Raw genomic sequence first — 12,507 nt, 5'->3', positions numbered from 1 at the left:
GAAGATTTTATGATTCGGCTTCAGGATATTGCAGAAATGGCAGGCGTCAGCCGTACTACGGTATCTAATGTTATAAATGGCAATACCAAAAGAGTTTCCCAGAAAACGATTGATAAAATCACGACTATTCTTAAAGAACAGAACTATGTTCCGCATATGGGTTCCGTGATGCTTTCCGGCCATGGTTCCAGAATTATAGGTGTAGTACTCGGATTTTCTTATGCCCATGGTATGCAGTCACTTCAGGATCCATTTGTGGGAGAACTGATCGGAACGATTCAGATGGAAACGGAAGAAAATGGATATTATGTTATGCTTATTGGCGGTGAAAGTATTCAGAATGTAGTGGATATTGCCTCAAAATGGAATGTAGAGGGATTGCTTATTCTTGGCTACAATGAAGAACAGTATCGCAGTCTTTCACGCAGATTAAACAAGAAAATGATTCTGATCGATGCTTATCCGGAAGGTGCTTATACCTTCCAGAATGTCGGTATAGATGATTATTCGGGAGGGTATCAGATCGGAGAATACCTGTATTCCTGCGGATATAAGAAAGCATTGTTTGTTGCGGAAACGGAGAGAGACAGTGATTACTATCGGTGGATGGGATTTAAACAGGCGATGGAAAAATCGGGGGGATTCTGCAGTCACTCCCGATATATAATTATTCCGGGCGAAAAAAGATTGCGTCTCAGAAAATACAGAGAACTTCTCCCACGTTTTTTAGAAGCAAAGGCACTTGCATTTTCCTCAGATTATAATGCGATGGAAGCGATAAATTTCTTTTTTGATGAAGGCATCATGGTCCCGGATCAGATTTCAGTTACAGGATATGATGACAGTGTCTATGCAAGTATGGTTCGACCGAAACTGACAACGGTTCATCAGGATGTTCCGCAAAAGGCGCATGTGGCGCTGAAACGTCTGCTGAAGTTAATTCAGGGAGAGACGCTGGACGAATTAAACATAAAAAATCCAGTCTATCTGGTAAAGAGGGATTCTGTCAGGGAATGACAGGATCCTTTTTTCGACTTTGCATGTATACAGGTAAGCCGATGGAATGGTCTGGTTGTTTTTGTGCAGACTGTATAAAAGCAGGAAATAAACTTTGTTGTCTTTTATAGTTTCGCGAGAAACCTCTTGATTTTGCTAAGATGTATGGGGTATCATGAATAGTGTTGTTACAGGAGCGGTTAAATAATACTAAACAATTATAAACGAGGAGATTTGGCATGGAGAAAAAATGGTGGAAAGAAAGTGTAGTATATCAGATATATCCAAAGAGTTTTAAAGACAGTAACGGTGATGGTGTGGGAGATATCAGAGGAATCATACAGAAACTGGATTACCTCAAAGAACTTGGGGTAAATGTATTGTGGATTTCTCCGATGCTGGAATCACCTCAGGACGATAATGGTTACGATATTTCTGATTACCGCAGAATTTATGAAGAATATGGAACGATGGAGGATTACGAGGAATTGTTGTGTGAAGCACACAAAAGATCCATCAGGATTCTGATGGATCTCGTAGTCAACCATACTTCAGATGAACATAACTGGTTTATTGAAAGCCGTAAATCAAAAGATAATCCATATCGTGATTATTATATCTGGAAAGACCCGGTAAACGGAAAAGAACCTAATAACTGGGGCGGAGCATTTGGCGGTTCTGCATGGGAATATGATCCGCAAACTCAGATGTATTATCTGCATCTGTTTTCAAAAAAACAACCGGATCTCAATTGGGAAAATGAAAAAGTACGCCAGGAAGTTTATGACATGATGAAATTCTGGTGTGAAAAAGGAATCGATGGCTTCCGAATGGATGTTATCAGTATGATTTCCAAAGATCAGAGATTTCCGGACGGAGAAATGAATAACGGTCTTTATGGGGACTTTGGACCATATTGTGTACATGGTCCAAGGGTCCACGAATTCCTTCAGGAAATGAATCAAAAAGTTCTTTCAAAATATGATATCATGACAGTCGGTGAGACCGCAGGAGTCACAATAGAAGAAGCACAGAAATATGCGGGTGATGACCGAAATGAATTGAACATGGTATTCCAATTCGAGCATGTGGAGAGTGGATGCGGAGATTATGGAAAGTGGACAACTGCAAAATATGACTTCAAAGAGTTCAAAAATATTATGATCAAATGGCAGGAAGAACTTCAGGGTAAGGCGTGGAACAGTTTGTTTTTAGGTAATCATGATCAACCGAGAAGTGTCAGCCGTTTTGGAAATGACAATCCGGTATACAGAGAAACCTCCGCAAAAATGCTGGCGACCTGTATTCATATGATGCAGGGAACGCCATATGTATATCAGGGTGAAGAGCTTGGTATGACAAACATTTACTTTGACAAACTGGAAGATTACCGTGATATTGAAAGTATTAATTACTTTGAAGAGTTTACGGAATCAGGTCTTATGACTCCGGAACACATGATGAAATGTCTGATGCTGAGAAGCCGTGACAATGCGAGAACTCCGATGCAGTGGGACGACAGTAAACAGGCTGGATTCACAGAGGGCGAGCCGTGGATCAAAGTGAATCCGAACTACAAGAAGATCAATGCAGCACAGCAGCTTGAAGATCCGGATTCTGTTTTCCACTACTATCAGAAACTGATCCGATTGCGTAAAGAAAAAGACATTATTGTTTATGGTGAATTTGAACCTCTTTACCGTGAGGATGAACAGATTTTTGCGTACACAAGAAAACAGGATGAGGAAAAGCTTCTGACTGTCTGCAACTTCAGCGATAAGAATGCAGAAGTAGAAGTGCCGGAAGAATTTAAAGGCGCAGAGTGTCTGATCACAAACCTTGGAAGAAAAGAATTTGAAGGAAAAATTGTTCTGAATCCATATGAAGCATTTGTACTATATTATAAACACTAGGTGATAAAGAAATGATTAGAAAATATAGATATGGAACTCCGTTTGATACGGAGGCACTGACTGAAAAGATTGAAACAACTAAGGGCGTTCTCCCGTATGGAGAGGTCAGTCAGGAGGAAGGATTTGTTTTTACTTATATCATGGATGAAGATGACATTGTCTATGGTCTGGGTGAAGCCAATCGTGGAATCAACAAGAGAGGGTACTGTTATATCAGTAATTGTACAGATGATCCGGTACACACAGAGGACAAGCGTTCTCTGTACGGAGCCCACAACTTCATTGTTGTGAGCGGAAAGAGGACGTTTGGATTATTTTTCGACTATCCCTCAAAACTGACCTTTGATATTGGATATGACAGAGAGGATACCCTTAAGGTATCTTGCGAAAATGCTGACTTGGATATCTACGTGCTTGAAGGTGAGAATGCTTATGATATCGTAAAACAGTTCCGCCACGTAATCGGACGCAGCTATATCCCACCGAAGTTTGCCTTTGGTTTCGGACAGAGCCGCTGGGGTTATACGACGAAAGAAGATTTCCGTACTGTCGCAAAAGGATATCGGGAGAATCATATTCCGATCGACATGATTTATATGGATATTGACTATATGCAGTCATTTAAAGATTTCACAGTGAGTGAAGAAAATTTTCCGGATTTTCCGGAATTCGTACAGGAAATGAATGACCAGAGTATTCGCCTGATTCCGATCATTGATGCCGGTGTCAAGGTTGAGCCGGGATATGAGATTTACGAGGAAGGTGTCAAAAACAACTATTTCTGCAAGAGAGAAGACGGAAGTGATTTCGTTGCAGCTGTATGGCCGGGAGATACCCATTTTCCGGATATGCTGAATCCGGAAGCCAGAAAATGGTTCGGGGACAAATATCGTTTTCTGATCGAACAGGGAATAGAAGGTTTCTGGAATGATATGAACGAGCCTGCGATCTTTTATTCTTCCGAAGGCCTTGCAGAGGCAAAAGAACTTGCCGGAGAGTTTGCAAAGGATACCGAAGGCAAGATCCATTCCTGGGAAATGCAGGACAAGATGCTCAGTATTGCGAATAATCCGGAAGACTATAAAAGATTTTATCACAATGTGGATGGCAAAAAGATCCGTCATGACAAAGTACATAATCTTTTTGGCTATAATATGACAAGAGCGGCCGGAGAAGCGTTTGAACGCATTGACCCGGAAAAACGTTTTCTGATGTTTTCCAGATCTTCTTACATCGGAATGCATCGTTATGGCGGAATTTGGACCGGAGATAATAAATCCTGGTGGTCACATATCCTTCTTAACCTGAAGATGCTGCCGTCTCTGAACATGTGTGGTTTCCTGTATACAGGTGCTGACCTTGGAGGTTTTGGTGCTGATACAACAAGAGAATTGCTGCTTCGTTTTCTTGCACTTGGTGTATTTACACCACTGATGCGTAATCATTCGGCGACGGGAACAAGAGAGCAGGAGTGTTATCAATTCGAAAATATCGAGGATTTCCGTGCTGTCATTAACACCAGATATCGTCTTGTGCCGTATCTGTACAGCGAGTACATGAAAGCTGCGCTGAGTGATGATATGTATTTTAAGCCTTTAGGGTTTGTTTATCCGGACGACAAGAGAGCAATCCGCGTAGAGGATCAGCTGATGCTCGGAAACGAGATTATGATCGCTCCGGTTTACGAGCAGAACGCAAGAGGCCGTTATGTTTATCTGCCGGAAGAAATGAAATTTGTCAAGTTCCTGCCGGATGGAAGCATTTCGGAAGAGATTCTCGCGAAAGGTATCCATTATGTAGATGTGGCATCAAATGAAGTACCGCTCTTCATTCGAAATGGTAAATGTATCCCGGTTGCAGAAGCGGCAGAGTGTGTGAAGGATATTGATACCGAATATCTGCAACTTATCGGATACGAAAACAGTAGTTATACCATGTATGAGGATGATGGAATCTGCAAAGATTACGATAAAAAAGAGAATTACCGAGTATTCACAAATTAACGTTTAAGAGTAAAAAAATACTGCTTAGATATCAAAATGATATTCAAGCAGTATTTTTTATCATATAGCGGAAAAATTTCGCTCGTATAAATTAATCGATCGCTTCCCCTTTTTTATATTTCTCAACTACATTCTGGATACGTTCGCTTGGATCAAGGATGCTGCTGATAGAAGCATCATGGTTCAGTGTATCGATCACCAGTGCGATGTACTTGCTCATGTCGCAGTTGATGTAGTAAGGACGGCTGAGCAGTTCCGGTGTCTGATAGATCAGGTTTGTTGTGAGGATTCCGCTGATCAGTCCTTCTTCGTAAGCCTGGTCGAATTTTTCCATACCGTTTGTGAAAAGTCCGAAGGTTGCAGCAGCGTAGATACGTTTTGCTTTACGCATCTTGAGCTGGCGTGCTACATCGAGGATACTGTCACCTGACGAAATCATATCATCGAGGATGATTACGTCTTTTCCTTCTACGGAAGAGCCAAGGAATTCGTGTGCTACGATCGGGTTACGTCCGTCTACGATGGTTGTGTAGTCACGGCGTTTGTAGAACATACCCATGTCGAGTCCGAGTACGTTGGCAAAGTAGATTGCACGTCCGGTTGCACCTTCATCCGGGCTGATCGCCATCATATGGTCAGCATCGATCTGAAGATCCGGTACATGCTTTAAAAGTCCTTTTACGAACTGGTAAGTCGGACGGATCGTCTCAAATCCGTTCAGCGGGATCGCATTCTGGACACGTGGGTCGTGTGCATCGAAAGTGATGATATTGTCAACACCCATGCGGACAAGCTCCTGCAGACCAAGTGCACAGTCCAGTGATTCACGGCCGCTTCTCTTGTGCTGGCGGCTTTCATACAGGAAAGGCATAATGACGTTCAGACGACGTGCTTTTCCTCCTACAGCGGCGATGACACGCTTCAGGTTCTGGAAATGGTCGTCCGGTGACATATGGTTGGTATTGCCGCTGAGCGAATAAGTCAGGCTGTAGTTGCAGACATCGACCATCAGATAAAGGTCTTTTCCACGTACAGACTCATTGATAATACCTTTGGCTTCACCAGATCCAAAACGCGGTACTTTTGCGTTGATCAGATAGTTCGGCTTTTCGTAGCCGTTGAAAACAAGATTGTCTTTCTGGAAACGAGTCTCTTCCTTTCTCCATTTTACGAGATAGTCATTGACTTTATTTCCCATCTCTTCACAGCCGTCTACAGCAATAATGCCGAGAGAGCCAACTGGAATATTATCCAGAATTCGTTCACTTCGATGTAACATCAGTGTTCCTCCCTGTACATAAGTTTCTTTTGAATGCGGATATCATCACCGGCAAGGCGAAGTATCTTATAATGGTTGCTTATCCGGGAAAATGTACGTTCTGTATAGTTCGTCTTGATTTCCTCCAGAGTAAGATTAGTAGAAATGATCGTGGATTTCCTGTTCAGGATCCGATCATTTAAACACACAAAAAGCTGAGAAACGACAAAGTCTGTATTTCGTTCGGTTCCCAGGTCATCAATGATCAGCAGATCACACTGGTGGATCTGCTCATATAAAAGACAGCTCTCATCATTCCGGGTCAGTGCTTTTTCAAGGAGCGCATCGAAAAATTCAGAGGCAGTCAGGTAAAGAACGGAATGCAGAGAATCCATTACTTCTTTTGCAATGCAGTGACTGAGAAATGTCTTCCCAATACCAGTATTCCCAAAAAGGAGCAGATTACCATGTTCGGTATCAAAATTGTGGATGAAATTCATACATTCCTGATAAGCCCGCGTTGCAAGCTCGCGGGAATTCTGACCGGAAAGCCGGTCTCTATAATTGGATGAATAATAATCAAAATTAAAATGTTCAAAATTTTCCTGTTCGAGAAGCCCTTTTAAGTTGGACTGGGTGTAGAACAGATCAATGATCGCTTTTAAAAAGCAATGGCACTTTTTCGTGCCGACATAGCCGGTATCCTGACAGTCCGGACATTCAAAATGCTGTTCCAGATAGTCTTCCGGGAATCCGGCGTCGGAAAGGAGTCGGCGGCGTCTGTCAGAAAGAGACCGGATATCTTCCTTCAAAGAAGCGAGGGCAGTGTCATCGCCTGCGAGCAGCTTTTTCGCCTGATCAAGACTGGCAGAAGAAATAGAGGCATCAATCGATGCAAGCTCCGGAACCTTCTGGCAGGCACGCTCGTAGTGAAGATTCGCGAGGTCACGGCTCTTCGCTCTTTTTTCTTCATATACGCGCATCAGCGCATTGTATTGTGAATTAGTTAACGGCACAGTGTTCCCCTTTCTTAGTTACTGCGTAATAATTTTTTGGTAAGCTCGTCCATATTGTAAGAACGTTCTTCAAAATTACGGAATTTGGAAGGCTGCTGGGCAGAAGGTGTACGGTTTTGCCCCGAAGGAGTTTTCCTCCGGTCTTTTTCCTGCTCAAAGGCAGAATCAAGACGCTCAACATCTGCCAGTGTACGAACGTTGCCCGTCTTCCAGTTTTCGAGAATCTTGTCAGTATATTCAAAACTTGGCTGGTGGATTGCACTGATGGTGCGGTTGCATGCTTCCAGAATGAGATCCAGTTCGAAATTCCCATCCTCCAGCCATTTGCGGATATAATCCAGTTCGGCAGATGCAGGTCCCCGCCCTTTGATGCCAAATGCATTCAGGATAGAATAGCAGGTTTTGTTGTAAAATGCAGAGGAATTACGTGCTTGATCGACGGTTGTAATATGTTCATCTGCCCATGAAAGTGCTACTTTCTGAATGTAATGCATGCTCTTATGTCCGTTCTCCACACAGTATTCGATCAGATACTCGATCAGGTCTGCGGAAAAACCAAGGGAATCATAAAAGTAGGTAATCGCATCAACATCGGTACGGGATAAGGTTTTGCCAAGATATTGTTCAGCAATAAAAAGAATCTGCTTTAATTCTCTTCTTGCAGCAAGGGAACGTCTTGATGCAGGAAGATTCTGACCGGCAGCTTTGTCTGAAACAGTGGTATTTCCATCAGACTGCGTGACCGGAGATTTTTCATGAACGGAAGCAGACTGTGCGGAAGGTGTATGGAAAGCCGCTTTGACAGGTGTCTGATGAGTTGGTGCTTTCCCGATACAGATTCCGGCGAGTTCATTTGTTTCGTCATATTCGAGAGAAAGAATTCCTTCTTTTTCCCAGTATTTGAGTGCGCGCAGGATATCGCCTTCGGTATTCTCCAGAAGGTCTGCCATCTGCGGGATATCCGGAAGCTGCTCCGGGATATTCTGATAACGGAGAAGAAGAAGATAGACTTTTACATATTCTCCGTTCGCAGATACCATATAATGATCGATAAAGTCATTCTCCACGATCGTTATGTTATTGTGGGAATGATTGCGCAAAATAAGTGCACTCATAATTTCCGCTTCCTTTCTTTTCTGACTTTGTTCATTATAACATCATCCCAGATTGTAAAAAAGAATTTTCTGACGGAAATTTTTGTTATTACAGATAAAATTTCGCAAATATTGGAGAAAATCAGGCTTTTAACAGGTCTTCCCCAATGGTTACAACATCTCCGGCACCCATTGTGATCAGAAGATCGCCAGGCTGGCAATGGGTGGTGACGAACTCTTCGATGGCTGCAAAGCTTGGCAGATAAGTTGCGTCACATCCATGTTCTTTGACTGCATCTGCAAGCTGTGCAGAAGAGATGCCTAAAGTATCTGTCTCACGCGCTGCATAGATGTCAGCAAGGATTACATGGTCTGCATGTGCGAGTGCTTCAGCAAATTCTGAGAATAATGCTTTTGTACGTGTATAAGTATGTGGCTGGAAAATACACCACAGCTTTTTATGTGGATAATGTGCAGCACTTTTCAGCGTTGCAGCAATCTCTGTCGGATGGTGTGCGTAATCATCAATGATGGTCACTCCGCCGACTTCACCTTTGTATTCAAAACGGCGGTCTGTTCCGTGGAAGGAAGCAAGACCTGTCTGGATCGTCTCAGCAGGAACACCAAGAATATCGGCAACTGCGATTGCCGCAAGTGCGTTATATACGTTGTGCTCACCGCCAACTGCAAGAGCGAGATGTGCAACATTCTGTCCGTCTTTTACGACATCGAAAGAGGCATTGCCCTGTTCGCTATAAGTAATATTGGCTGCACTGTAATCCAGGGAAGCTTCTTTGCCAAAAGTGATAACACGACAGGAAAGATCGGAGGTGATCTCTTCAATTTTATCAATATCTCCGTTGATGACGAGAGTTCCGTTTTCCGGAAGAAGCTTAGCAAAAAGGTGGAAAGAATTACGGATATCGTCCAGGTCTTTAAAAAAGTCCAGGTGATCCGCATCCACATTCAGAATAATACCGATTTTCGGGAAAAAGTGCAGGAAACTGTTGGTATATTCGCATGCTTCCGTAATAAAAAGGTCAGGTCCGCCGACACGGATATTGCCTTCGATCGCTTTCAGGATACCGCCGACAGAGATTGTCGGATCCAGGTCTGCTGCAAGAGCGATATGAGAAAGCATAGAGGTTGTGGTTGTCTTACCGTGTGTACCGGATATAGCAACCGGTGTCTTATAGTTAGTCATAAGCTGACCGAGTAATTCTGCTCTGGATAACATCGGAAGATTCCGACGCTTTGCTTCTGCAAATTCTTCGTTGTCTTCGTGGATCGCTGCGGTATAAACTACAAGGTCGATACCGTCTATAATATTGGAAGCTTTCTGACCGTAAAATACGGTTGCACCATTCTGAGACAGATGATCCGTAAGTGCCGATTCTTTGTTATCGGATCCGGATACTGTGAAGCCTTCTTCAAGAAGGATCTCAGCGAGTCCACTCATACTGATGCCGCCAATTCCGATGAAGTGGATATGGCAAGGCTGATTAAAATCAATTTTATACATAATGACACTTCCTGTTCTGTGAATTTGTTTCATAGTATTTGACTTACGTGCATAATTATAACATAGATAGGTCAAAAACCAAACCCTTTCTTTTTGTGATATTTCTATAAAAAAGATAGGTAAATGGAAATATTTTTGTAAAATATGTTCACTATATGTATGTAATATGTTATAATGAAAAAACCAGAATTACTGAGAAGGGGTGAAGACATGATAAAAAAGGAAATGATAGCAATGCTATTGGCAGGAGGACAGGGCAGCAGACTTGGCGTCCTGACTGCAAAAGTTGCTAAACCGGCTGTTGCATTTGGCGGCAAATACAGGATCATTGATTTTCCGCTGAGTAACTGTATCAACTCAGGAATCGATACAGTCGGTGTCCTGACCCAGTATCAACCACTCAGGCTTAATACACATATTGGAATTGGTATTCCGTGGGATCTGGACCGGAATATCGGAGGGGTGTCAATTCTTCCGCCGTATGAGAAGAGTACAAGCAGCGAATGGTATACAGGAACGGCGAATGCAATTTATCAGAATTTGGAGTATATGGAGACATTTAATCCGGATTATGTACTGATCTTATCAGGAGATCATATTTACAAGATGGATTACGAGGTCATGTTGGATTTTCACAAGGAGAATCATGCAGATGTGACGATCGCGGCAATGCCAGTTCCGATCGAAGAAGCAAGTCGTTTCGGAATCGTAATTACCGATGAAGACAAGAGAATCACCGAGTTTGAGGAGAAGCCGGCGAATCCGCGGAGCAATCTTGCGTCCATGGGAATTTATATTTTTAGCTGGCCGGTGCTCAAAGAGGCACTGATCAAGATGAAAGATCAGCCGGGATGTGATTTCGGAAAGCATATCATTCCGTATTGTCATGAAAAGAAGCAGAGACTGTTTGCATATGAATATAATGGTTACTGGAAGGATGTCGGTACATTGAGTTCTTACTGGGAAGCTAATATGGAACTGATCGACATTATTCCTGAATTTAATCTTTATGAGGAATTCTGGAAAATTTATACGAATAATTCAATTATACCGCCACAGTATATTTCAAAAGAAGCTGTGATCGACAGAAGCATCATTGGCGACGGAGCTGAGATATACGGCGAGATACATAACTGTGTGATCGGCGCAGGTGTTGTTGTTGGACAAGGCTGCGTGATCCGGGATTCGATCATTATGCAGGATGTTGCGATAGGAAATGACTGTGTGATCGACAAAGCGATCATTGCGGAGAATGTTAAGGTTGGAGATAATGTAACCCTTGGAATCGGCAATGAAGCACCGAACAAGCTCAGGTCTGATATCTACAATTCCGGACTGGTTACGATCGGTGAGAATTCTGTGATTCCGGCAGGAGTACAGATTGGAAAGAATACTGCGATCAGCGGTATTACCGTGAAGGAGGATTATGTACAGGGTGCTCTTGAAAGCGGCGGAGTATTGATAAAGGCGGGTGACAGATCATGAGAGCAGTTGGAATCATTTTAGCAGGCGGTAACAACAACAAGATGCGGGAGCTTACACAGAGGCGTGCAGTGGCAGCGATGCCGATTGCAGGAAGCTACCGGGCAATTGATTTTGCACTCAGCAATATGTCCAATTCGCACATCCAGAAGGTAGCAGTACTTACTCAGTATAATGCACGTTCACTGAATGAACATCTGAATTCTTCCAAGTGGTGGGATTTCGGACGTAAGCAGGGTGGTCTTTATGTATTTACACCGACGATCACCGCAGACAATGGCTACTGGTATCGTGGAACGGCAGATGCGATCTATCAGAACCTGGATTTCCTGAAGAGGTGTCATGAACCTTATGTGATCATCACATCCGGTGATGCGGTTTACAAGATGGATTATAACAAAGTACTGGAATACCACATTGCCAAGAGAGCAGATATCACTGTGGTATGCCGGGATCTGGATCAGGGCGAGGATGCAACCCGTTTTGGCATTCTGAAGATGAATGAGAATATGCGGATCGAAGATTTTGAGGAAAAACCGATGGTGGCAAATTCCAACACGATTTCCACAGGAATCTATATCATCCGCAGACGTCAGCTGATCGATCTGATCGAGCATTCAGCTGAGGAAGACAGATATGATTTTGTAACGGATATCCTGATCAGATACAAGAATCTGAAAAAGATATACGGTTATAAGATAAAAGACTACTGGAGCAATATTTCCACGGTCGATGCCTATTATAAGACAAACATGGATTTCCTCAAACCGGAAGTCCGGAACTATTTCTTTAAGCAGCTTCCAAGTATTTATTCCAAGGTGACAGACCTGCCTCCGGCAAAATATAATCCGGGTGCGGTCGTTAAGAACAGCCTTGTGGCAAGCGGAAGCATTATCAACGGAACCGTTGAGAATTCGGTTCTGTTCAAAAAAGTGTTTGTTGGAAATAATTGTGTGATCAAAAACTCAATTATTTTAAATGATGTGTATCTTGGGGACAATACTTACATTGAGAACTGTATTGTAGAGAGCAGGGATACGATCCGTGCCAATACACGGCATGTTGGTGAAGATGGCGTGAAAGTAGTAATAGAAAAGAACGAAAGGTACGCATTATAAAAACTGAGGGGGACTTGTAAGAGTCCGGATCAGAAGGCATGCCGGTCAAATAAAGGAAAAGGAGCGGACCGGTATGTGCGTTACTGGAGAAAGGGGCTAGAAAGT

9 protein-coding genes are annotated in these 12,507 nt (G+C 43.0%); 5 read left to right on the top strand and 4 right to left on the bottom strand.

From position 1 onward, the window contains the following. Positions 1-9: 9 nt before the first annotated feature. From AB5213_RS01595 to AB5213_RS01585, 3 genes are all read left to right on the top strand, one after another. Positions 10-1,017: a LacI family DNA-binding transcriptional regulator gene (locus tag AB5213_RS01595; RefSeq protein WP_368276249.1), complete on the top strand. Its 1,008-nt coding sequence runs from the start codon at positions 10-12 to the stop codon at positions 1,015-1,017. A gap of 218 nt (positions 1,018-1,235) precedes the next feature. After that, positions 1,236-2,909, top strand: a complete 1,674-nt coding sequence (locus AB5213_RS01590) for an alpha-glucosidase (protein WP_368276248.1) — start codon at positions 1,236-1,238, stop codon at positions 2,907-2,909. An 11-nt stretch (positions 2,910-2,920) separates the two neighbouring features. After that, positions 2,921-4,912 carry a TIM-barrel domain-containing protein gene (locus tag AB5213_RS01585; RefSeq protein ID WP_368276247.1) on the top strand — a complete coding sequence of 664 codons (1,992 nt, stop codon included), beginning with the start codon at positions 2,921-2,923 and terminating at the stop codon, positions 4,910-4,912. Positions 4,913-5,003: 91 nt separating this feature from the next. Here the strand turns inward: AB5213_RS01585 and AB5213_RS01580 are convergent, their stop codons facing one another. The 4 genes from AB5213_RS01580 to murC form a co-directional block, all read right to left on the bottom strand. Further along, a complete protein-coding gene (locus AB5213_RS01580) occupies positions 5,004-6,191 on the bottom strand; it encodes a ribose-phosphate pyrophosphokinase (protein ID WP_008369012.1) in 1,188 nt (395 codons plus the stop codon). Beyond that, a complete protein-coding gene (locus AB5213_RS01575; RefSeq protein WP_022221120.1) occupies positions 6,191-7,186 on the bottom strand; it encodes an ATP-binding protein in 996 nt (331 codons plus the stop codon). Before AB5213_RS01575 ends, AB5213_RS01580 begins: the two co-directional genes overlap by 1 nt. Before the next feature lie 14 nt (positions 7,187-7,200). Then, complete coding sequence (locus tag AB5213_RS01570; RefSeq protein WP_211133642.1) at positions 7,201-8,301, bottom strand: DnaD domain protein; 1,101 nt, start codon at positions 8,299-8,301, stop codon at positions 7,201-7,203. Between the two features lie 121 nt (positions 8,302-8,422). Beyond that, positions 8,423-9,802, bottom strand: a complete 1,380-nt coding sequence (gene murC / locus AB5213_RS01565; protein WP_368276246.1) for a UDP-N-acetylmuramate--L-alanine ligase — start codon at positions 9,800-9,802, stop codon at positions 8,423-8,425. A gap of 210 nt (positions 9,803-10,012) precedes the next feature. Between murC and AB5213_RS01560 the strand changes: the two genes are divergently transcribed. After that, positions 10,013-11,287 (top strand): glucose-1-phosphate adenylyltransferase, encoded by a 1,275-nt coding sequence (locus AB5213_RS01560; RefSeq protein WP_055157904.1) that lies wholly within the window; start codon positions 10,013-10,015, stop codon positions 11,285-11,287. Beyond that, complete coding sequence (gene glgD, locus AB5213_RS01555) at positions 11,284-12,402, top strand: glucose-1-phosphate adenylyltransferase subunit GlgD (RefSeq protein WP_368276245.1); 1,119 nt, start codon at positions 11,284-11,286, stop codon at positions 12,400-12,402. Before AB5213_RS01560 ends, glgD begins: the two co-directional genes overlap by 4 nt. Positions 12,403-12,507 lie beyond the last annotated feature (105 nt).

Source organism: Coprococcus sp. RTP21204st1_G4_RTP21204_210225 (assembly GCF_040915385.1).
Lineage (GTDB): Bacteria > Bacillota > Clostridia > Lachnospirales > Lachnospiraceae > Allocoprococcus > Allocoprococcus comes.
The sequence above is the reverse complement of the archived record's forward strand: the minus strand, read 5'-3'. Positions and strand labels throughout refer to the sequence as shown.